22 protein-coding genes are annotated in these 21,850 nt (G+C 70.9%); 11 read left to right on the forward strand and 11 right to left on the reverse strand.

Annotated elements, in window-relative coordinates:
* Positions 1–83 precede the first annotated feature (83 nt).
* Complete coding sequence (locus tag ACZ6YG_RS06865) at positions 84–899, reverse strand: MBL fold metallo-hydrolase (protein WP_466017402.1); 816 nt, start codon at positions 897–899, stop codon at positions 84–86.
* 99 nt (positions 900–998) lie between these two features.
* Between ACZ6YG_RS06865 and ACZ6YG_RS06870 the strand changes: the two genes are divergently transcribed.
* Complete coding sequence (locus ACZ6YG_RS06870) at positions 999–1,400, forward strand: helix-turn-helix domain-containing protein (protein WP_148032487.1); 402 nt, start codon at positions 999–1,001, stop codon at positions 1,398–1,400.
* 185 nt (positions 1,401–1,585) lie between these two features.
* Positions 1,586–1,975 (forward strand): DUF4180 domain-containing protein, encoded by a 390-nt coding sequence (locus tag ACZ6YG_RS06875; protein ID WP_466017403.1) that lies wholly within the window; start codon positions 1,586–1,588, stop codon positions 1,973–1,975.
* Between the two features lie 138 nt (positions 1,976–2,113).
* On the opposite strand, the gene ACZ6YG_RS06880 is transcribed toward ACZ6YG_RS06875, so the two are convergent.
* The 5 genes from ACZ6YG_RS06880 to ACZ6YG_RS06900 all read right to left on the reverse strand — a co-directional run bounded on the left by ACZ6YG_RS06880 (position 2,114) and on the right by ACZ6YG_RS06900 (position 7,456).
* A complete protein-coding gene (locus ACZ6YG_RS06880) occupies positions 2,114–2,857 on the reverse strand; it encodes an SDR family NAD(P)-dependent oxidoreductase (protein WP_222709011.1) in 744 nt (247 codons plus the stop codon).
* 330 nt (positions 2,858–3,187) lie between these two features.
* A complete protein-coding gene (locus ACZ6YG_RS06885; protein ID WP_466017404.1) occupies positions 3,188–3,949 on the reverse strand; it encodes an alpha/beta hydrolase in 762 nt (253 codons plus the stop codon).
* 213 nt (positions 3,950–4,162) lie between these two features.
* Positions 4,163–5,521: a phenylacetate--CoA ligase family protein gene (locus tag ACZ6YG_RS06890; protein ID WP_466017405.1), complete on the reverse strand. Its 1,359-nt coding sequence runs from the start codon at positions 5,519–5,521 to the stop codon at positions 4,163–4,165.
* A 31-nt stretch (positions 5,522–5,552) separates the two neighbouring features.
* On the reverse strand, positions 5,553–6,209 hold the full coding sequence (locus ACZ6YG_RS06895; RefSeq protein WP_148032483.1) for a response regulator: 657 nt from the start codon (positions 6,207–6,209) through the stop codon (positions 5,553–5,555).
* Positions 6,206–7,456: a sensor histidine kinase gene (locus ACZ6YG_RS06900; RefSeq protein WP_466017406.1), complete on the reverse strand. Its 1,251-nt coding sequence runs from the start codon at positions 7,454–7,456 to the stop codon at positions 6,206–6,208. Before ACZ6YG_RS06900 ends, ACZ6YG_RS06895 begins: the two co-directional genes overlap by 4 nt.
* Positions 7,457–7,630: 174 nt before the next feature.
* On the opposite strand from ACZ6YG_RS06900, the gene lon reads away from it, so the two are divergent.
* A complete protein-coding gene (gene lon / locus ACZ6YG_RS06905) occupies positions 7,631–9,991 on the forward strand; it encodes an endopeptidase La (RefSeq protein ID WP_466017407.1) in 2,361 nt (786 codons plus the stop codon).
* Between the two features lie 52 nt (positions 9,992–10,043).
* Here the strand turns inward: lon and ACZ6YG_RS06910 are convergent, their stop codons facing one another.
* Complete coding sequence (locus tag ACZ6YG_RS06910) at positions 10,044–10,925, reverse strand: alpha/beta hydrolase (protein WP_466017408.1); 882 nt, start codon at positions 10,923–10,925, stop codon at positions 10,044–10,046.
* Positions 10,926–11,002: 77 nt separating this feature from the next.
* Between ACZ6YG_RS06910 and ACZ6YG_RS06915 the strand changes: the two genes are divergently transcribed.
* The 8 genes from ACZ6YG_RS06915 to ACZ6YG_RS06950 all read left to right on the forward strand — a co-directional run bounded on the left by ACZ6YG_RS06915 (position 11,003) and on the right by ACZ6YG_RS06950 (position 19,145).
* A complete protein-coding gene (locus tag ACZ6YG_RS06915; RefSeq protein WP_466017409.1) occupies positions 11,003–11,593 on the forward strand; it encodes a TetR/AcrR family transcriptional regulator in 591 nt (196 codons plus the stop codon).
* A 23-nt stretch (positions 11,594–11,616) separates the two neighbouring features.
* Entirely contained in the window at positions 11,617–12,762 is a 1,146-nt protein-coding gene (locus ACZ6YG_RS06920) for a Fic family protein (RefSeq protein WP_466017410.1), read from the forward strand.
* 291 nt (positions 12,763–13,053) lie between these two features.
* Complete coding sequence (locus tag ACZ6YG_RS06925; protein ID WP_148032477.1) at positions 13,054–14,004, forward strand: methionine ABC transporter ATP-binding protein; 951 nt, start codon at positions 13,054–13,056, stop codon at positions 14,002–14,004.
* Positions 14,001–14,657, forward strand: coding sequence for a methionine ABC transporter permease (locus ACZ6YG_RS06930; RefSeq protein ID WP_219544527.1), 657 nt, complete (start codon positions 14,001–14,003; stop codon positions 14,655–14,657). The genes ACZ6YG_RS06925 and ACZ6YG_RS06930 overlap by 4 nt, the downstream gene beginning before the upstream one ends.
* A 10-nt stretch (positions 14,658–14,667) precedes the next feature.
* Positions 14,668–15,480, forward strand: a complete 813-nt coding sequence (locus tag ACZ6YG_RS06935; protein WP_466017411.1) for a MetQ/NlpA family ABC transporter substrate-binding protein — start codon at positions 14,668–14,670, stop codon at positions 15,478–15,480.
* A gap of 93 nt (positions 15,481–15,573) precedes the next feature.
* Entirely contained in the window at positions 15,574–16,143 is a 570-nt protein-coding gene (locus tag ACZ6YG_RS06940; protein WP_271276457.1) for a hypothetical protein, read from the forward strand.
* 95 nt (positions 16,144–16,238) lie between these two features.
* Entirely contained in the window at positions 16,239–17,765 is a 1,527-nt protein-coding gene (locus tag ACZ6YG_RS06945) for an AMP-binding protein (RefSeq protein ID WP_466017412.1), read from the forward strand.
* Positions 17,766–17,906: 141 nt separating this feature from the next.
* A complete protein-coding gene (locus tag ACZ6YG_RS06950; protein WP_271276456.1) occupies positions 17,907–19,145 on the forward strand; it encodes a S1C family serine protease in 1,239 nt (412 codons plus the stop codon).
* A gap of 88 nt (positions 19,146–19,233) precedes the next feature.
* Here ACZ6YG_RS06950 and ACZ6YG_RS06955 read toward each other — a convergent pair whose 3' ends face one another.
* The 4 genes from ACZ6YG_RS06955 to ACZ6YG_RS06970 are packed head-to-tail and all read right to left on the reverse strand — an operon-like array spanning position 19,234 to position 21,791.
* Positions 19,234–19,974, reverse strand: a complete 741-nt coding sequence (locus ACZ6YG_RS06955) for an ABC transporter permease (protein WP_271276455.1) — start codon at positions 19,972–19,974, stop codon at positions 19,234–19,236.
* A complete protein-coding gene (locus tag ACZ6YG_RS06960; RefSeq protein ID WP_271276454.1) occupies positions 19,967–20,851 on the reverse strand; it encodes an ABC transporter ATP-binding protein in 885 nt (294 codons plus the stop codon). The genes ACZ6YG_RS06955 and ACZ6YG_RS06960 overlap by 8 nt, the downstream gene beginning before the upstream one ends.
* The gene (locus ACZ6YG_RS06965) at positions 20,848–21,171 is read right to left on the reverse strand and encodes a winged helix-turn-helix domain-containing protein (RefSeq protein ID WP_148032469.1); all 324 of its coding nucleotides are present in this window, start codon (positions 21,169–21,171) and stop codon (positions 20,848–20,850) included. The genes ACZ6YG_RS06960 and ACZ6YG_RS06965 overlap by 4 nt, the downstream gene beginning before the upstream one ends.
* On the reverse strand, positions 21,168–21,791 hold the full coding sequence (locus ACZ6YG_RS06970) for a hypothetical protein (protein WP_148032468.1): 624 nt from the start codon (positions 21,789–21,791) through the stop codon (positions 21,168–21,170). Before ACZ6YG_RS06970 ends, ACZ6YG_RS06965 begins: the two co-directional genes overlap by 4 nt.
* Positions 21,792–21,850 lie beyond the last annotated feature (59 nt).

The raw sequence follows: 21,850 nt of genomic DNA on the forward strand, positions 1-21,850 counted from the left end.
CAGCACAGCCGGCGGCCTCAGGCATTCCCCGCAGCTCAACCCCGGGCACCAGGATCACGGGCGGCGTCCCTCGCGCATACGTCTCAGAGCCGGGCCGCCACTTTCGCGCAGGCGCGGCGGTATGCGGCTGAGAGCTGGGCCGTCACCTCGCGCAGGGGGGCGAAGGCGGCATGCGGCTCAAAGCCGGGCCGCCGCCTCGCGGAGGCGGCTAGCGGCTCAGAGCCGGGCCGCGACCTCGCGCAGGCGTCGCCGGAAATCGGGTCGCCGTGCCCGACGCAGACCAGGCCCAGGTCCAGGTCGGCCAGCCGACGGAAGGACGCGGCCGTCCTGGCCCGATCGGCGTTGAACACGCCCAGGATGACCTGCCCGTTCACGTTCGCGACGGTGTCGCCGGCGAACAGCAGCCGGTGCGCCGGCAGGTGCAGCGCGATGCTGCCGTCGGTGTGTCCCGGAATGGGGATCACCTCGGTGCCGCCCCCGAAGTCGATCACCTCGCCGCCCTCCAGCTCCCGGTCCACCCGGGCCGCGGGCACGGGAGGCATCGGAGGCAGGCTGTCGTAGATCTCCCGCTCCGACTCGGGCATGTCCGCCCGCTCCGGCGTCTGCTGCGCGGCCTCTCCCCGCACCACCGGCGCGTCGGCCCGGTGGACCATGACGGTGGCATCGGCCGCGATCTCCGCCAGCGCGCCGTGGTGGTCGTCGTGCCCGTGCGTCACGATCACGTGCCGCAGGTCGGCGAGGGTGAAGCCGAGGGAGCGGATCGCGCCTTCGACGTCCTTGCCCGACCCCGCCACGCCGGTGTCGATCTGGGTCAGCGCGTCGCGCTCGTGCCACAGGTAGGCGTTGCCGACGGGGAAACGGAGGAGACGCAACTGAGGGGTCAGCTCGATCAGTTCCATGCGGGCAACGTACGTCCGCCTCTCCGGTCCCGAGAGCTTCTTCACTAACGGCGATCCATTCCCTATCACTCCCTGGGATAGGGTAGGTTGAGGAAGTATATGGAACGATATACCGTCGAGCAGGTGGCCAACCTGCTCGACCTGCACGTCAAGACCGTCCGCGCGTACGTCCGTGACGGCCGGTTGAAGGCCGTAAAGATCGGCAAGCAGTATCGGATCGCCCGCGAAGACCTTGAGGCGTTCACCGGCCTGCCGATCGCCCCACCCCCTGCCGGTCGGCACGCCGAGGCGTCGGCCATCGTCAACATCGACGGCATCGACCGTGCCGAGATGGACCGGGTCAGCACCATGCTCCTGGCCTCGCTCGGCGGCCGGCCCACCGGCGTCCGCGCCGAATGCGTGTACGACGAGGAACGCGGCCGGCTGAAAGTCGTCGTCCTGGGCGACCTCGAGGCGACCGCCCAGGTCCTCCGGCTGATCGACGCCCTGGTCAAGCAGTAGCCCCGACCGACCGGCGTCACGACCGGCCCAGCCCACCAGGCGCATTATCGATCCGCCCGCCAGGCCACCGACCCGTCCGTTAGTCGCATTACAGCCCCGTCCGTTAGCCGCATCACCGACCCGCCCGTTGGGCGCATGACCTGCCCGGCCCGTGACCGGCCGTGACCTACTCCTGGAGATCCCACATGCCTGACCATCCCGCCCCCGCCACCCCGATGCCCGGTGTCCTGCTGTGTGAGGCGGACGGCCCGCCGGTGCGGACGGAGCGCGACGCCCTCGACCTGATCGGCGACGCCTGGTATCACCGCGCGCACTTCGTGGCCATCCCCGCAGGCAGGCTGCACGAGGATTTCTGGCGTCTCAGCACCCGCGTCGCCGGCGAGATCATCCAGAAGTTCGCCAACTACCGCATCAAGGTCGCCGTCATCGGCGACATCTCCGAATACGTGGCCTCCAGCGGTGCCCTCAGGGACTGGGTACGCGAAGCCAACCGAGGCGACGAGCTCTGGTTCCTCCCCGACCTGGAAGCCCTTCGCGCCCGGCTTCCCGACGAGCCCGCGGCTACGAACCTGTAGGGACGCCCTGGTGCGTACCGGCGGCTGCGGACGCCGGGTCTGGCCTTACTGGGCTCACCGGCCTTACTGGGCTCACCGGCCTTACTGGGCTCACCGGCCTTACTGGGCTCAGCAGGCTCAGCGGGCTCACCGGGCTCGTCAGGCCCACCGCCGACCCTCAGGGGTTCTCCGCAACTGGCCCGGCGAAGACGTCCCGTAGGCGTACTCAACGGCGTTGAACACTACGGCAGGCGGGTCGCCGCGGCGGCGGACAGGACATAGGTGACGCCGGTCAGCCGTTCGGAGCCGCCAGAGGTGAGCGGCCGTGGCGGTGTCGTGGATGGCGCGCTCGCGAGTACGGGGAGTCGGCTCGCCGCGCAGTTGCAGCGGCCCGTCCGGAACGATGTAGCTGCCGCCGGGCAGATCGGGCACGGTCGCCGCGTACAGGGAGGTCTTCGCGCCCTCCAGAGTGGGCAAGAAGGCGACGCGGACCAGCAGGCGCGTACGAGTCGCATGCAGCCGTTCTCTGCTGCCGTCGGCGCCTCCGGTGAGCACGTTGGTGCGGGTCAGCCCGGGCGCCACGGCCATGCTGCGCAGCTTCAGCCGGGCGGCGTCGGCCCGGCGCTGCAGTTCGACGGCGAAGTAGAGGTTGGCCCGCTTGGACTGCACATAGGCGAACGCCGTGCGGTAGCGGCGTTCGGCGTTGAGGTTGTCCAGGTCGAAGCGGGCGAAGCGTTGCCCCTCACTGCTGACGGTGACCACCCGTGGATCGGGTGCGGCGAGCAGGTGCGGCAGAAGCACGCCGCTCCAGTCGGCCAGCAGGATGTCGACCCCCGATCTCGCCGAGCGAACCGTCATGATGCGGACGTCGAGGACGGCATCGGTCATGGTGTGGGCCGACATACTCCAACTCATCGCCGTGCTCACTCGGATCGAGGCCGCGAGCACAGCAAGCATGGCCGGTCGGAGTAAGGACTGCACCCTCCAGTGGTGGCCTGCCGGGAACGGTGCCGCGTGTGCCGGAGGCAAGCGGTGGCCTGCCGGAACAGCGCCGCATGCAAGCGATGGCCGTCCGGGGGACGGCGCTCCATGTGCCGGAGGCAAGCGATGGTCTGTCGGGGACGGCGCTGCATGTGCCGGAGGCAAGCGGTGGCCTGCCGGAACAGCGCTGCATGTAAGCGGTGGCCGTCCGGGGGACGGTGCCGCATGCGCCCGGAGAGGTGATCGCGCGGGTCATGGCCCAGTGGTCGTCTTCCCGGGCGGAGGACGGCCGACCTCCTCAATGTGGCCGAGAGCTATCCGGGTGAGGTTGCGGAGGGACGTGGAGCCGGGGCGGAAGTAGTCGCTGTGGCCGGCCTCGCCCGCGTCGAACAGCCGGGCGCCGTAGGCGGGGTCCGTCGGGTCCTGGCCGAAACCCAGGGGGCCCAGCTTGGTCTTCGGGACGAACCTCATCCAGTCGTCCGAGCCCAGGCCGGCCCAGACCCGCGCGGGGCTGAACGTGGCGGCGGGGAACTCCACGCCGGGGCTGGCGACGAGGGCCAGATCCGCGATCGGGAGGCCGGAGGCGGCGGCTTCGGCGCAGACCACCGAGCCGTAGCTGTGGCACAGGAGCGCGATCGGGGCCGCGGTCCGGCGGCGGAGGTCGGTGACCATGCCGCGGAGCGCCCGCGCGCCCTCACCGGCCGATGAGTCGGTCATGACCTTCAGGCTCCAGGTCGGTGGGGAGTCGTATCCCAGCCAGGCGACGACCGCCAGGCGCGTGCCCGGTGACTGGTCGGCCGCCTCGGCCAGGAGGGCGCGGGCCGAGCCGCCCGGCCGGTGGCTGCCGGTGTCGAAGGTCTCCGCCGTGATGTCGGCGCCCGGCACGATGACCGCCACCCGGTCGGCCGTGGCCACATCGCCGTAGACCCGGACCAGCCGTCCGCTGGACTGGGCGGGTGGGGCCAGCAGCGCGCCGAGCGCCAGCATGCCGAGGATCCCGTGCCTGAATCGCATGGCGTCGAAGGTACGGATCCGGACCCGGATTCCGCGTCACCGCACGGGCTGATCTTGCGGGTAGTACCGGAGTCGGATCGCGACGCCGGAAGGATGACCGGCCGGCCCCCGCGTCAGGGGTGGGGCCCGCCACCTCCGGGACGCCAGCGGGTGTGGCGGTGCTTGGCCTCCGGGGGAGTCAGCGGGTGTGGCGGTGCTTGGCCTCCGGAGGAGTCAGCGGGTGTAGCGGTGCTTGGCCCCCGGGGGGAAGTAGTCAGGGTCGCCGGTCTCCCGCAGCCGGATCACCGGCGTCTGGCGCACCTCCGGCACGTAGTGGGCGAACTCGCTGTTGAGCCGCCGCAGCTGGGACAGGATCGACGCGCCCACGGCCTCGGCCGTGCCGTCCGACGGCTTCTCGCCGGGGGCCAGCTCCACCGTCACCGTCAGGTGCCGGTCGCGCCGCTCGTCCTCCGCCACCTCCATCACGAACTTGCCCGTCACCAGCCCGGCCACCTCCGGCTGCTCCAGCCCCACGGAGATGTTCTCGGGGTACACGTTCGCCCCGTAGTACGACACGGTGAAGCGGCTGCGTCCGAAGACGTACGCGAAGGGCCGTTCGGGGCCGGGCGCCGACGGCTCCAGCCCGTGGTCGCGGACGAAGGCCAGCATCCGCTCGTACGGGATCAGGCCGCCGTCGTCGGCGATGTGGTAGCGGATCAGCGGGATGCCGTTGTCGCCGGAGAACAGCAGGGTCCCCTCGTGCTCCTCGAAGAAGCGCGCCCCCGGGTCGTACTGGACCAGCGTGGGCAGCCGCGACTCGCCGAACAGCTCACGCGCGACCGTCGGCCGCTCCGCCAGGAAGCGGCGGATCTCCACCGACAGCGGCGTCTCGTTGCCGAGCACGCCCGCGTCGGCCGTCCCGTACAGGGAGGCGATCCCGCGCACCGGATCGGCGATGCCGGCGCGGGAGGCCACCAGCGTGCGCCACTCCTCGCTGAAGACCTCGCCGGCGGTGACCAGCTTGACCTGCCAGCGGGACCAGGGCAGCCCGGCGTCGATCACGTCCTTGAGGAAGGGCGGGTAGCCGAGCAGCACCACCTGGTCGAAGTGCGGCGCCAGCTCGGGCACCACCCGCAGGATCTCCCGCTTGTCGCCGCCCGGCGCCACCACCGTCACCGGGTAGCCGAGCTCGGCCAGCCGGCGGCAGCAGGCGAGCGTGAACAGCCCGCCCACCCAGGTGCCGAGCGCGAAGCAGACCACCGCCAGCGTGCGCCGCTCGTGGGCGGCGAAGGAGTCGCGGAACACCTCCTCGAAGCGGGCCGCGACGGCGTGCTCGTCGGCGGCGGTGCGCGGCCAGAACGCGGGCTCACCCGTCGACCCGGACGACACCGCGACGATGTCACCGATCACCCCATGACGGCACAGGTCAGGGAGCGGGTGGCGTCGCGTGTACGTGTCCTTGCTTGTCATCGGCAAGCCCACAAAATCCTGAAATGTCCGGATCTGGGCGGGGTCGATGTCGTGCTCCGCCAGGAACGCCCGGTACGCGGGCACCGTCTCCACCACGTCATGGAACAGCTTGACCAGGTCCACCAGCCGACTGTACGACCGGAACCCCGGCCCGTCACTCGCCCGGCCGCACCAGCCCGGTCTCGTAGGCGTACACGATCGCCTGAGCGCGGTCGCGCAGCCCCAGCTTCATCAGCACCCGCCCGACGTGCGTCTTGACCGTCTGCTCGGCCAGCACCAGCTTCCGCGCGATCTCCTGGTTGGACAGCGCCTGCGCGACCAGCGTGAGCACCTCGCTCTCGCGCTCGGTCAGCAGGCTCAGCCGGACGGCCGAAGGCGCGGGCCGCGGCCCCAGCCGGGCGAACTCGTGGATGAGCCGCCTGGTCACGCCCGGTGAGATGAGCGCGTCGCCGGCCGCCACCACCCGGACGGCCTCGGCGAGCTGGGCGGCCGAGGCGTCCTTCAGCAGGAACCCGCTGGCGCCGGCCCGCAGCGCCTCGTAGACGTAGTCGTCGAGGTCGAACGTGGTCAGGATGAGCACCTTGGACCGCGAGCCGGGCGAGCACAGCCGCCGGGTGGCCTCCAGCCCGTCCATCACCGGCATCCGCACGTCCATCAGCACCACGTCGGGCGCCAGCTCGGCGGCCCGCTCGATCGCCTCCCGCCCGTCGGCCGCCTCGCCCACGACCACGATGTCGGGCTGGGAGCTCAGGAACACGGTGAAGCCCGTGCGCACCATGCCCTGGTCGTCGGCGATCAGAACCCGTATCACCCTGAACCCCGTCCGGTCGGCAGCACCGCGGTCACCTGGAAGCCTCCCACCGGGACCGGCCCCGCCTCCAGTGTGCCGCCGAGCAGCGCCGCCCGCTCACGCATGCCGACGAGCCCGTGACCGGCGCCCGGCGAGTGGGCGGGGGAGGAGCCGGGGCCGTTGGTGATGTGCAGGCGCACGCCGTGGTCGTCGCGGCCGATGTCGAGCACGACGGTCGCGCCGGGGGCGTGGCGCATCGCGTTGCTCAGCGACTCCTGCACGATCCGGTAGGCGGACATGCCCACCGCCTGGGGCACTCCCTCCAGCGACTCGGGCCGCCTGACCAGCACGGACAGCCCGGCCGCCCGCGCGTTGGCCACCAGGTCGTCCACCTGCTCCAGGCCGGGCTGCGGGGCGGTGTCGGTGCGGCCCTCCTCGTCGCGCAGCACGCCGAGCACCTGCCGGAGCTGGGCGATCGCCTCCAGCGACAGCGCGCGGATGCCGGCCAGCCCCGCCTCCAGCTGGGCTGGGTCGCCCGCCGCCTTGAGCGGCACCGCCTCGGCCTGGATCGCGATCACCGACATGTGGTGGGCCACCACGTCGTGCAGCTCGCGGGCGATGCGGGCGCGCTCCTCCAGCACGGCCTGCGCGCCCATGGCCTCCTGGCTGCGGCGCTCCTCCAGGGCGAGCCGCTCGGTGGCGCTGCGCCGCACCCGGACGTTGTAGCCGAGGAGCATGACGGCGCCCACGATGACCGACCCGAGCGGCATGCCGTTGGGGAAGGCGATCCACATCACCAGCACGCTGATCACCCAGGCGGCGCCGGTGATCCGCCGATCGCAGCGCACCGCCACCGAGTAGGCCACGAGCAGGTAGGAGATCACCATCTCCGGGGTGTAGGGGTTGTCCTCGTAGTCGATGCCCAGCTCGAAGGAGACCCAGAGCCCGGCGGGCAGCAGGGCCAGCGAGGCGCGCCAGGCCGCCAGCGGCCTGCGGTCGCGCAGCACGAGCGGCACCGCGACCCCCAGCGCGGCCAGATAGGCGACGGCCAGGCGTCCGTCATGCTGGAGGACCCGGTCGTAGGTGGTCAGGAACAGGACGAGGGCCAGCAGCGCGTCGGCCGTCCGCACCAGGTCGAGCGTGCGGAACGGCAGCAGCCCGAGCCAGCGCGGCACCGGCATGGCCAGCCGGCGGGACCGGGGCGTGGGCGGGTCGGCCTCGCCCTTGTAGAGCACGAGAGGGATGGGGCGCAGCACGGCCGAGAACACGGTTGAAGACTACGAGCCGGGTGCGCGCCGCGCGTCGCACCCAGGTCTGATCCGCTCTCACCCTTAGGTATCGCTTACATGATTACGCTCGCTCTGAGCGAACATCGGCAAGCAAGGGAACATTACGAGGCTCCGATGAATTGAGTCGGTATAACTCAACCCTTTGGAGTTCGCATGAGTGAGAGCTTGATCCTGCCGGTTCTGCCGCTGGACGACGCCGTCGTGCTGCCGGGCATGGTGGTTCCCCTGGACCTGTCCGACTCCGAGGTGCGCGCCGCGATCGACGCGGCCCAGGCATCCGGTGGCAACAAGCCCCAGGTGCTCCTCGTTCCCCGCATCGACGGCCGCTACGGCGCCGTCGGCGTGCGCGCCGTCGTCGAGCAGGTCGGGCGGCTGCCCGGCGGCGAGCCCGCCGCCGTGGTCCGCGGCGTCGACCGGGTGCGCATGGGCGCCGGCACGACCGGCCCCGGCGCGGCGCTGTGGGTGGAGGCCGTGACCGTGGACGCGGTCCCCGCCGGTGAGCGCGCCACCGAGCTGGCCAAGGAGTACAAGGCCCTGGCCACCACCATCCTGCAGAAGCGCGGCGCCTGGCAGGTGGTCGACCAGGTCAACCAGATCGACGACCCCTCGGTGCTGGCCGACAGCTCCGGCTACACCCCGTGGCTGTCCACCGCCCAGAAGGTGGAGCTGCTGGAGGCCGGCGATCCCGCCGACCGGCTGGCCAAGCTGGTCGAATGGTCCCGCGAGCACCTGGCCGAGCTGGACGTGGCCGAGACGATCCGCAAGGACGTCCAGGAGGGCATGGAGAAGCAGCAGCGCGAGTTCCTGCTGCGCCAGCAGCTCGCCGCCGTCCGCAAGGAGCTGAAGGAGCTCAACGGCGACTCGGCCGAGACCGAGGAGGAGGACTACCGCGCCCGCGTCGAGGCGGCCGACCTGCCCGGGAAGGTGCGCGAGGCCGCACTCAAGGAGGTCGACAAGCTGGAGCGGACCTCCGACCAGTCCCCGGAGACCGGCTGGATCCGCACCTGGCTCGACACGGTCCTCGACCTGCCGTGGAACGTGCGTACCGAGGACAACTACGACATCGTCGGCGCCCGCGAGGTGCTGGACGCCGACCACACGGGCCTGTCCGACGTGAAGGACCGCATCATCGAGCACCTGGCCGTGCGCAAGCGCCGCCAGGAGAAGGGGCTCGGCGTGGTGGGCGGCCGGCGCAGCGGCGCCGTGCTCGCCCTGGCCGGCCCTCCCGGCGTCGGCAAGACCTCGCTCGGCGAGTCGGTCGCCCGCGCCATGGGCCGCAAGTTCGTCCGCGTCGCGCTCGGCGGCGTCCGCGACGAGGCGGAGATCCGCGGCCACCGGCGCACCTACGTGGGCGCGCTGCCCGGCCGCATCGTCCGCGCCGTCCGCGAGGCCGGCTCGATGAACCCGGTCGTGCTGCTCGACGAGGTCGACAAGGTCGGCGCCGACTACCGCGGCGACCCGACGGCCGCGCTGCTGGAGGTGCTCGACCCGGCGCAGAACCACACGTTCCGCGACCACTACCTGGAGGTCGAGCTCGACCTGAGCGACGTGCTCTTCCTGGCCACGGCCAACGTCCTGGAGGCGATCCCCGGCCCGCTGCTCGACCGGATGGAGGTCGTCACGCTCGACGGCTACACCGAGGACGAGAAGGTCGCCATCGCCCGCGACCACCTGGTGCCCCGCCAGCTCGGGCTGGCCGGCCTGACGGCCGAGGAGGTCACCGTCGAGGACGAGGCGCTGCGCAGGCTGGCCACCGAGTACACCCGCGAGGCCGGCGTCCGCTCCCTGGAGCGGTCGGTCGCCCGCATCCTGCGCAAGGTCGCGGCCGGAGACGAGCTCCCGGTCACGGTCGGCGCCGACGGCCTGACCGCCTATCTGGGCAGGCCCAGGTTCGTGCCGGAGTCGTCGCTGCCGGAGAACGCCCAGCGCACCTCGGTGCCGGGCGTGGCCACCGGCCTGGCGGTCACCGGCGCGGGCGGCGACGTGCTCTACGTGGAGGCGTCGCTGGCCGACCCGGAGACCGGCGAGACCGGCCTGACCCTGACCGGCCAGCTCGGCGACGTGATGAAGGAGTCGGCCAGGATCGCGATGTCCTACCTGCGCTCCCACGGCGCGGAGCTGGAGCTGCCGGTCACCGCGCTGAAGGACCGCTCGGTGCACGTCCACTTCCCGGCGGGCGCCGTGCCCAAGGACGGCCCGTCGGCGGGCGTGACGCTGACGACCGCGCTGGCCTCGCTGCTGTCGGGCCGGCAGGTCCGCGGGGACGTGGCGATGACCGGCGAGATCTCGCTCACCGGCCGGGTGCTGCCGATCGGCGGCGTCAAGCAGAAGCTGCTGGCGGCGCACCGGGCGGGCATCTCCACGGTGCTCATCCCGGCGCGCAACGAGCCGGACCTGGACGACGTGCCCCAGGAGGTCCGCGACGAGCTGACCATCCACGCGGTCAGCGACGTGCGCGAGGTCCTGGACATCGCGCTCGTCCCGGCTCAGGTGGCCGGCAGCGTCGCCGCCTGATCCCGTACGAGGACGCCCCGCTCCGGCGGGGCGTCTTCCGTATGGGGAGGTCTCAAGGGAGGGAGGCGGTGAACTCCAGCACGCTCTCGTTCACCTCGGCCGCGAAGTGGCCGGAGATCGAGTGCGTCGCCTCCGGCCACAGCTCGGCGCGCACGCCGGGGATGAGGTCGCGCGCCCGCCGGATCGCCAGGGCCGGGTCGTGGATGACGCTGCGCCCGGCCACCAGCACCAGCGCGGGCACCGTGATGGAGCGCAGCTGCTCGTCGGTGAAGCGCGCGGGAGGCGGGAGCGCGGGCCGGTAGTGCGCCATCGTCGCGGAGATGAGCCGGGCCACGGGGTCGTCCGGCGCGATCTCGCCGCCGGTGCCGTCGATCCACCTGAGAAAGCGCGGCCGCGCCCAGCGCGAGACGAACGGCAGCATGACCGGGATCGTCCGCAGGATCAGCCCGGCCGGTATCGGGGCCAGCGTGCCGGCCGGGTCGATCAGGCTGATCGAGGCCACGCGGCGCGGATCCCGCACGGCCTGGTTGCACGCCAGCCAGCCGCCGATCGACATGCCGACCAGGTGGGCGGCGCCGATCCCGAGCCCGTCGAGCGCGGCCGACAGCCAGGCGGCCTGGTCGCGGGCGTCCTTGATCGGCGCGGTCTGCTCGCTGCGGCCGCCCTCGCCGAGCAGGTCGAGCACGAACACGGGGCGGGCCGCGGCCAGCCCGGGGAGGTTCGGCAGCCACATGACGCCGGTCGCCGACTTGCCGTGCAGCAGCACCAGCGGCGTGCCGCCGCCCTCGCCGAACCGGTACGCGCGCACCCGCCCGAACGGCGTCGCCACGTCATGCGTCCCGGCCGGTGACGGCAGCGCGGCCAGCGTCTCGTCATAGACCTTCTCGTACGCCGCCCGCGCGGCGGGCGTGGCGAAGCGGCCGATCTCCGGCATCTCACCCTCCTTTGCCATACGATCATATTGCGTTCTTTGTCGTACGATCATATGGCGAAAATCGGGAAGGCGGGCGGATGCCGAAGAAGGTCGACCACGAGCAGCGGCGCGAGCAGATCACCGAGGCGCTGTGGGGCATCGCCGCCTCGCGCGGCCTGGAGGCGGTCAGCATGCGCGAGGTGGCCGCGGCGGCGGGCATGTCCATCGGGCTGGTCCAGCACTACTTCGCGAGCAAGGACGAGATGCTCCTGTACGCGACCGCCCGCCTGCGCGATCAGCTGAGGGAACGCCTCGGGCGCAGCTTGGCGGGGATGGAGTCCGCCACGCCCCGCGACCTGGTGCGCGCCCTGCTCCTGGCGATGCTGCCGCTGGACGCCGAGGCCCGGACGGCGACGCTGGTCGGGGTGGCGGTCTTCTTCCGCGCGCTCAACGACGACACCATGGCCGCCCGCTACCGGGAGGGCCGCGCCCTGCTGTCCGCGGCGGTGGCCGAGCGCCTGGAAGGGCTCACCGCCGATCCCGCGACGGCCGCGGACGCCCTCCTGGCGCTGACCGACGGGCTGGCCTCCGACCTGTTGCTCGGTCACCTCACGGCGGATCGCGCGATACGCATCCTCGATCGACAGATCTCCCAAATGACCGAATCATCCGCTCATTTGACCGAATGATTCGGTCATGCTTCCATGGTTCCATGCTGTACGGGACGCCCGAGCTGGAGCCGGCCGACAAGGCCGTGCTGGTGGAGATCGAGGACATGCGCCGCGATCTCAAATACCGGCTGGCCGAGACCCACCGCTGGGACGGCCAGTTGCGCCGCCAGCTGCGGGCGCGGGCGATCCAGGGCTCCAACTCGATCGAGGGCTACCACGCCAGCGTCGAGGACATCGAGTCGATCATGTCCGGTGAAGACCCGCTGGAGGCGTCAGGTCAGGTGGCGCGCGAGATCGCGGGCTACCAGCAGGCGCTCACCTATATCCAGCTCCTGTCGAGGGCCCCGGTGTTCCGCTACGACATCGGCCTGCTCAACGCGCTCAATTTCATGATGATCGGCCACCACCGTGACAAGACCCCGGGGGTGGTGCGCCTGGGCGGCATCTACGTCCGCAGTGCCGCGACGGGCGAGGTGGTGTACGAGGGGCCGGACGTCGAGGAGGTGCCCGGCCTGCTCGACGAGCTCGTCGACTGGCTCAACTCCGGAGATCTCGACGCGCCGAGCTATGTCCGGGCTGCCATGTCGCACTTCAACCTGGTGGCGATCCACCCCTGGCGTGACGGGAACGGCAGGATGTCACGGGCCCTGCAAACCCTGGTGCTGGGGCGCGACCAGATTCTCACGCCCGAATTCTCCTCGATCGAGGAATGGCTCGGCACGGGCGAGAACACGACCGACTACTACCGCGCGCTCCGGGAAGTGCAGCACGGGGCGTGGGGGCCGCACGGCGACACCCACTCCTGGGTGCGGTTCTGCCTGCGTGCCCACCACATGCAGGCCCAGCGCGTCCGTCAGCGGCTCACCCAGGCAGGGGAGATCTGGATGCTCCTCGAAGAGCGGGTCGACGCCGACGGGCTCAACACCCGCTCCGTGTCCGCGCTTTACGAGGTGTTCGTCAACCGCAGGCTGCGCCGGAGCCGCTACCAGGCCGACGAGGGGCTCAGCCAGGGGCAGGCCGCCCGCGACCTGCGGGAGCTGGCCGCGAAGGGCTGGCTCCAGCCGTACGGGGAGACCAAGGGACGCTTCTACGAGCCGGGCCCGCGCATGCGCGCGATCAAGGCCGACTTCGCCCGGCGGGCCGAGCCGCTCCGCGACCCCTACCGAGTGAGCGACGTCACCCCCTGAGTCAGGAATAGCCGCGCCGCGGGGCGTCGTTGGCATGAGCATGACCGAGGGACACGAGCATCGCCGATCCGGCCGGTGTTGTCGCCTGCGCATGGGGCGGATGACCGCCCGCCAGGCCCGATAACCGCCCGCCCTCCCTCGAAGGTCTTCCCGTGATCATGCCCTGTTACGTGCTGCGCCGGCTGAGCCATCTGCCGTTCCATCCGGGTTCGCGATAGAGCGACCGGCTCTCGTACGGGATCGTTTCCAGCTCCGCGGCCATGGGCCGCCTTTCAGCCATGGGGAAGTGTCGTGATCGAGGTTTCCGGCCTGCGCAAGGCGTACGGCCGCACCGTCGCGCTGGACGGCGTGGACCTGAGCGTGCGCGAAGGCGAGGTCTACGGCGTGGTGGGGCGCAGCGGCGCCGGCAAGAGCACGCTGCTGCGCTGCGTCAACCTGCTGGAACGGCCCGACTCCGGCACGGTGAGGGTGGCCGGCCAGGAGCTCACCGGGCTCGGCGGCCGTGACCTCAACCGCGCCCGCCGCCGCATCGGCATGATCCACCAGCATTTCGCGCTGCTCTCCTCGCGGACCGTGGCGGGCAACGTGGCCTTCCCGCTGGAGGTCATGGGCGTGCCCAGGGCGGAGCGCCGCCGCCGCGTCGCCGAGCTGCTGGAGCTGGTGGGGCTGAACGGGCGCGAGCGCGACCACCCGCACCAGCTCTCCGGCGGGCAGAAGCAGCGCGTCGGCATCGCCAGGGCGCTCGCCGGCAAGCCGGCCGTGCTGCTGTCGGACGAGGCCACCTCCGCGCTCGACCCTGCCACCACCCAGTCGATCCTGGACCTGCTGAAGCGGCTCAACACGGAGCTGGGCCTGACGATCCTGCTCATCACGCACGAGATGGACGTCATCAAGAGCGTCTGCGACTCGGCCGCCATCATGTCCGGCGGGCGCGTCGAGGAGTCGGGCGCCGTCGCCGACCTCATCAGGACCCCCGGCTCGCGCCTCACCCGGGAGATCTTCCCGCTGCCCGGTCCCGCGCCCGCGGGCTCGGTGACGCTCACCTTCACCGGCGACCCGCAGCGGCCGCTGGTGTCGGAGGTGGTGCGCAAGTTCGACGTGGACGTGAGCATCCTGGGCGGCGCGATCGAGGAGATCGCCGGCGGCTCGGCCGGCCGGCTGCGGGTCGCGCTCACCGGTGACGAGGCTCCGGCCGCGCTCGACTATCTCCGCGAGAGCGGGCTGCTGGTGGAGGTGTCATGACCTGGGAAGAGATGGCGCCCCTGCTGGTGGAGGCCACCGTCGAGACCGCGATCATGGTCGGCTGGTCGGCGCTGCTGACCGTGCTGCTCGGGCTGCCGCTGGGCGTGGCGCTGGTGGTGTTCGACCGCGGCGGGCTGCGGCCGCTGCCCGCTCTTAAGTCCGTGCTCGGGATGGTCGTGAACGTGGGCCGGTCGCTGCCGTTCATCGTGCTGATGATCGCCATCATCCCGTTCACCCGGCTGGTCGTCGGCACCACCATCGGGACCGCCGCCGTGGTGGTGCCGCTCACCGTCGGCGCCGTGCCGTTCTTCGCCCGGCTGGTGGAGACCTCGCTGCGCGAGGTGGACCGGGACGTGATCCAGGCCGCGCAGGCGATGGGGGCGGGCCGCGCCACCGTCGTGGCCAAGGTGCTGCTGCCCGAGGCGCTGCCCGGGATCGTCGCCGGGATCACGGTGACGGTGGTCGCGCTCATCGGCTACACGGCCATGGCCGGGACCATCGGCGGAGGCGGGCTGGGCGACCTGGCCATCCGGTACGGCTACCAGCGGTTCGAGACCGGCGTGATGGTGGCGACCGTCGTGCTGCTGGTCGTGATCGTGCAACTCATGCAGAGCCTGGGCGACTACGCCGCCCGGCGTCTATCGCACAAGTAAAGGAAAGATCATGAAATTTGGTCGAATAGTGGGTGCTGCTGCGCTGGCTCTGTCGCTCGCCGCATGCGGTGCGTCGCAGTCCGCGACCAGCGAGCCGGACGGCGCGCTCAAGGTCGGCGCCAGCCCGGTGCCGCACGGCGAGATCCTCGCCTACATCGACGAGAACCTCGCCCAGGCCGCCGGCCTGGACCTGGAGATCGTCGAGTTCACCGACTACGTGCAGCCGAACGTCCAGCTCAGCGAGGGCAAGCTGGACGCCAACTTCTTCCAGCACAAGCCGTACCTGGACGACTTCAACGCCTCCAAGGGCACCGACCTGGCCTTCGTCACGCCGGTCCACCTGGAGCCGCTCGGCCTGTACTCCAAGAAGGTGACCGAGCTCGGCGGCCTGGCCGACGGCGCCACCGTGGCCGTGCCGAACGACGCCACCAACCTGGGCCGCGCGCTCAAGCTGCTCGCCGACAACGGCGTGGTGACGCTCAAGGAGGGCGCGGGCACCGCCGCCACCGAGCGCGACGTCACCGGCAACCCGAAGAACCTGAAGTTCGAGCCGCTGGAGGCCGCGCAGCTGCCGCGCTCCCTGGACGACGTGGACGCGGCCGTGATCAACGGCAACTACGCCATGGAGGCCGGACTCAAGCCCGCGTCCGACGCCCTGACCCTGGAGAAGGGCGAGGACAACCCGTACGTGAACGGCCTGGTCGTCGCCGCCGGGCAGGAGCGGGACCCGGACATCGTCACGTTGGGCAAACTGCTCCAGGACCAGAAGGTGAAGGACTTCATCGCGCAGAAGTACGCGGGTTCGGTGACCGCCGCCGGATAAGGCGACGTTAAAGCGGCTTGCAAGCCGGGGGCAATCGGTTCCGCTTATCAATGACCCGACAGCAGAACCGACCTCTTCCCGAGGAGCCCTCAAGTGCGATTCGCAACTCGAATCCTGATCGGCGTCGCGGCCGCCTCCATGGTGGCCGTCGCCGCCCCCGCCGCGGCGAGCGCGACGACGACGACCAGTGCCTCCGCCTCCTACGACAGCTGGGGCCCGTACCACTCCAGTGACCACAACGCCAAGGCCGAGGGTCATGTGAAGGTGGAGAAGAAGACCTACAAGCACTGGTACTGGAAGACCGTCTGGACCCCCAAGAAGGTCTGCAAGTGGCACGACGGGGAAAAGAAGTGCTGGTGGGTGAAGAAGAAGGACAAGAAGCGTGTGTGGGTGTGGAAGCACGTCGACACCTTCGACGTCCACAGCAAGCTCCACAACGACAAGTGGTGGGGCAAGAACAAGTGCGCGTGGGAGACCTTCAAGGTCGTCACCAACGACGGCGACACCTCCTTCGAGCGGTTCAAGAACTGCCACAAGCACCCGAAGCACTTCTCGTTCTCCGGTAAGGACGTCGCTCACATCTACGTGAACGTGAGCCGCGGCGACCACTGGGGCCCGAAGGGCTGGCACTCCGGCTGGCAGGACGTCTACCACGCCGTCTGATCCATGACAGCGAGCCGCGGCCTCGAAGGCGAGGTCGCGGCTTCGCCCTGTGCGGAGGCTGGCGTTTCCCGGCGAGAACAGAATACTGTTCGGTCATGTACCCGGGAGCCATCGCAGCCGTCACCCCCGACAAGCCCGCTGTGATCATGGCGGGCTCCGGTCAGGTCGTCACCTATCGCCAGCTCGACGAGGAGTCGAACCGGCTGGCCCACCTGTTCCGCGCCGCGGGCCTGCGGCCGGGCGACCACATCGCCTTCATGTTGCCCAACCATCCGCTCTTCCTGGCCATCGCCTGGGCCGCGCACCGGTCCGGCCTCTACTACACGGCGATCAGCTCGCGGCTGCAACGCGAGGAGCTGGCCTACATCGTCGACAACTGCGGCGCCCGGGTGTTCGTCTCCAGCGCCGCCCTCGCCGAGGTCGCCACCTCCATCACCGCCGACACGCCGGGCGTGGAGCTGCGGCTGATGCTCGACGGCACCGCCGAGGGCTTCCAGTCGTACGAGGAAGCCGTCGCGGACCATCCGGTCACCCCGATCGACGACGAGGTGCAGGGCACCGACATGCTCTACTCCTCCGGCACCACCGGCAGGCCCAAGGGCGTCAAGCCCGCCCTGGCGCTGGAGCCGCTGACCGAGCCGGGCGCCCTGTTCGGCCTCATCCAGTTCCTGTTCGCGCCGTCGGCCGACAGCGTCTACCTGTCGCCCGCCCCGCTCTACCACGCGGCCCCGCTGCGTTACTGCATGACGTTCCAGCGCATCGGCGCCACCCTCGTGGTCATGGAGCGCTTCGACCCCGAGGAGTACCTGCGGCTGGTCGAGAAGTACCGGGTGACGCACTCGCAGCTGGTGCCGACCATGTTCATCAAGATGCTCAAGCTGCCGGAGGAGACCCGGGCGAGATACGACCTGTCGTCGCTGGAGGCCGCCATCCACGCGGCCGCGCCCTGCCCGATCCCGGTCAAGGAGAAGATGATCGAGTGGTGGGGCCCGATCATCCACGAGTACTACGCGGGCACCGAGGGCAACGGCTTCCTGTACGTCGGATCGAAGGACTGGCTGGAGCACAAGGGCACGGTCGGCCGTTCCCTGCTGGGCCCGGTGCACATCTGCGACGAGGAGGGCGAGGAACTGCCGCCGGGCGAGCACGGCACGATCTACTTCGAGAGCGCCGCCGCCTTCGAGTACCACGGCGACCCGGACAAGACCCGCTCGGTGCAGGACCCCCGGGGTCGCGGCTGGACCACCCTCGGCGACATCGGCTACCTGGACGAGGAGGGCTTCCTCTATCTCACCGACCGCCGCTCGTACATGATCATCTCCGGCGGGGTGAACATCTACCCGCAGGAGGCCGAGAACGTCCTGTGCGTGCACCCCAAGGTCGCCGACGTGGCCGTGCTGGGCGTGCCGGACGAGGAGATGGGGGAGCAGGTCAAGGCCGTGGTGCAGCCGGTGTCGATGGACGAGGCGGGGCCGGAGCTGGAGAAGGAGCTGATCGAGTACTGCCGTTCGCAGCTGGCTCACTACAAGTGTCCCAAGTCGGTCGACTTCAGGGCGGAGCTGCCCCGGCATCCCACGGGCAAGCTCTACAAGCGGCTGCTCAAGGACGAGTACGGGAAGTGATTTTTCCGCGCCGGGCAACGGGCTTCGAGCAGGGAGGATAAAGTCGTCGTTTACGAGTTCAGCCGCCGTCGATCATCGGCTTAACCAGGACTTACGCCTGCTGCGGCACCCTTGGGTAAGAGGAACTCGAGGGAGATGACGATGAACGCGAACGAGCCTCGCGAGCAGGGCGCCGGCGGCTGGAGCCAGTTCGGCGACACGCCGCCCTCCGCCGGGGGCTTCCCCCGGCGGGACACCATGATCATGGGTCAGCCGGTGCCTCCGCCTCCGCCTCCGCCGAAGAAGCCCGGCTTCACGGCCGGGCGGAAGGCGATCGCCGGGCTGGCCCTGGCGGCCGTGGCCGTCGGCGGCGGCGTAGTGGGCGCCACCGTCGCCACCGCGTTCCAGGATCCCGTCGTGACGACCGTCAGCGCCCCGAGCCCCACGTTCAGCCAGGCGTCCAACTCGCTCAGCGTGGCGCAGGTCGCGGAGAAGGTGCAGCCCTCGGTCGTGATGATCCAGGGCTCGACGGGCGAGGGCTCCGGAGTGGTCCTCACCGCCGACGGGCTGATCCTCACCAACAACCACGTGGTGGAGGGCGCCGGCCAGGGCGGCGGCCGGATGAGCGTGAAGTTCAGCGACGGCAGGACCGCCGCCGCCACCGTCGTCGGCACCGACCCGGCCACCGACCTGGCCGTGATCAGGGCCGAGGACGTGTCGGGGCTGTCCCCGGCCACCCTCGGCGACAGCGGCAAGCTCAAGGTGGGCGACTCCGTGCTCGCCCTCGGCAGCCCGCTCGGCCTCGACGGGTCGGTCACCCTCGGCATCGTCAGCGCGCTCGACCGCACGCTCACCGTCGGCGGCGAGCAGGAGCAGGCCCCGCCCGGCTGGCCGCAACAGCAGCGCGGAGGCGGCGGCGCGGTCTCCACGATCGGCGGCGCCATCCAGACCGACGCCGCGATCAACCCGGGCAACTCGGGCGGCGCGCTGGTCAACGCCGCGGGGGAGGTCGTGGGCATCAACACGGCGATCGCCACCGCGGGCAGCAACGGCAGCATCGGCCTCGGCTTCGCGATCCCGATCAACACCGCCAAGCACGTGTCCGACCAGCTGATCAGCACCGGCAAGGTGACCCACGCGTTCCTGGGCGTGAGCGTCACCGACGCCACCGGCGACGTGCCCGGCGCGCTGGTCCGGCAGATCACCGCGGGAAGCCCCGCGGAGAAGGCCGGACTGCAGTCGGCCGACCTCATCACCAAGATCGACGGCAAGGCCGTCGACGGCGGAGATGACGTCGTCGGGCAGATCAGAGGTTTCAAACCGGGCCAACAGGTTCAGATCACATATATGAGGGACGGCGCGGAGAAGACCGTCACCGCCACCCTCGCTGAAATGCAATAACAGGACCCCCACACGGACGGGTGTGCCGTCGAGATCGCTGCGGACTCGGCGGCACACCCCCTTCCGTTCACCGGGAAATCCCGGCCGATCAGGTGAACCGGCGGCCCTCGTCACGCCGGTAGGCCCACGCGGCGGCGGCCCCGGCCACCACGGTCCACCCGGCCAGCACCACCAGCGCGAGAGTGTCCGGGGCGGCTCCGGTGCCGGCCCACCAGACCAGCTCGCCGCCGCCCCGGCTCGGCACGTACGGGGAGATCGCGGTCAGGAACTCGGGCATGACCTGCGGCGGCAGCATCAGCCCGCCCACGATCGCGAACGGGAAGAACAGGATCTGCGACACCGCGATCGCCGCCTTCGACGGCAGCACCAGCCCGAGGAACAGCCCGATGAGCATGAACGGCAGCGACCCGGCCAGCGCCGCGCCCACGATCGCGGCCAGCCGCGCCGGGGCGAGGTCGGCCTCGGTGAACAGCCCCGCCACCAGGATGACGGGGAACGTCGAGACCACCATGAGCGCCGTCGTGGTGAGGATCCGCCCGGCGAAGTGCGGGAACGGCCCCGCGGGGAGCGTGCGCAGGTAGGGGTTGAACGGCTGCTCGCGGTCCATCGCCACCGAGATCGACAGCCCCATCAGCGCCGCCGACATGGCGCCCACCAGCATCATCGAGCCCATCGACAGGGTCGAGGCCACCGGGTCGTCGCCGACGAACGGCACCGCGAACGCCAGCATCGCGATGGCCGGGAACAGCCCGCTGGCCAGCAGGCCGATCGGCACCCGGATCTGCTCGATGACCTGATAGCGGGTGTGGGCCAGGACGAGGCTAGGCATGGGCGTGCTCCTTCGCGGCGGTGATGGTCAGGAAGGCCTCCTCCAGGGAGGTGGGCCTGATCTCCAGGCCCGAGAACGGCGTGCCGCTGCGCACCAGCTCGACCACGAGCCGGTCGGGGTCGGGGGTCACCAGGTGGACCCGGCCGCCCTCGCGCTGGACGCCGGCCACGCCGGGCAGCTCCGGCAGCTCGCCCGCGTCGAACGAGACCCGCCGCGCGCCGACCACGTCACGCACGGCCGCCACGGTGTCGTCGGCGAGCACGCGGCCGTGGCCGACGACCACCACCCGCTCCGCCAGCGCCTCGATCTCCTCCAGGTAGTGGCTGGTCAGCAGGATGGTGCCGCCGCCCTCGTGGAAGGCCCTGATGCCGTCCCACAGCGTACGCCTGGCCTCGACGTCCAGCCCGGTGGTCGGCTCGTCCAGGAACACCAGTCTCGGGTCGCCGGCGAACGCCAGCGCCACGGCCAGCCGCCGCTTCTGGCCGCCGGACAGGCCGCCGATCTGCCGCTTGACCAGCTCGCCCAGGCCGAACCTGTCCAGCAGCTCGGCCTTGGCCACCGGCTTCGGGAAGTGGGAGGAGACGAAGTCCACGACCTCGCCCACCCGCAGCACCTCGGGCAGCCCGGTCTCCTGCGGGGTGACGCCGATGCCGCGCCGCACAGCCGGGTCGGACGGCGAGCCGCCGAGCAGCTCGACCGTGCCGGAAGTGGGCCGGCGCAGCCCCACGAACAGGTTCATCAGCGTGGACTTGCCCGCGCCGTTGGGGCCCAGCAGGCCCACCAGCTCGCCGGCCCGGATCTCGACGGAGACCCGGTCGAGCGCGACCACGTCGCCGTAGCGCCGGGTGGCCTCGACCGTTCTGGCGAGGACTGTCATGGATTTCCTCCTGCGGAGTCCAGTAGGGAACGGATGGCCTTGGTGTAGTCCTCGAGCGCGAGCCGCCCCCGCGTGGTCATCGAGACGTAGGTGACGGGGGTGCGGCCCCTGTGGGTCTTGGTGATGCGCACGTAGCCCGCTTCTTCGAGCTTGGTCAGATGGACGGACAGGTTGCCCGCGGTCATGCCGAGCAGGTCCTTGAGTGAGGGGAAGGCGATCTCGTCGCCCTCGCCGAGGGCGCTGAGCGTGACCATCACCCTCAGCCTGGCCTGGGCGTGGATGACCGGGTCGAGCTCGGGCGCGGCGTCGCCGGAGGTCATGCGCGCCGCCGCAGCAGGATCCCGGTGACGATCTGGCCGCCGCCGAGGAGGACTGCGGTGAGCAGCGCGTGCCAGCCCGGCCCCAGGATGACGCCCAGGCCGTTGACGGCGGCGACCCACACCCCCATGAAGAACATCGGCCACTGCGTGTAGAGGGCGCCGCAGGCCATGTAGAGCACGGCCACCACGAGCAGCGACACGCCCGACCACATCAGGCCCCTCTCCTCAGGGGGCAGCATGGAGCTGAACCGGATGTTGATCACGGTCATCAGCACCATGCCGACGAACCAGGCGTAGCCATACATCATGCCCTTGGCCGAGCTCTCACCGCGGATGGCGGAGCTCAACCTGACGAGCCCGGTCGCCATGAACGCGCCCGCCACCAGCTGCGCGGCGAGGAGGATGCCCAGCGCGAGCTGCCAGGTGATGGGCGCGTAGGGCACGCCGTGCAGCCCGTAGTGCAGGAAGAACGCCCCGAAACCGAGCAGCCAGGCGACGCCCCACGGCGTGTAGAGCAGCAGCGGGTCGCCGTTCAGCGCCTTCACCGCGGCGGCGCGCTGCCGCTCGATCAGCCGGAGCGTCTCCTCGGGGGAGGAGGCCCGCTCGCCGTCGTCTGTCATCGCAAACTCCTCGGAACACCAAACTGGTTTGTACTGTAAACCAGTTTGCCATGCCCGTA

Source organism: Nonomuraea sp. NPDC054003, from assembly GCF_055585125.1.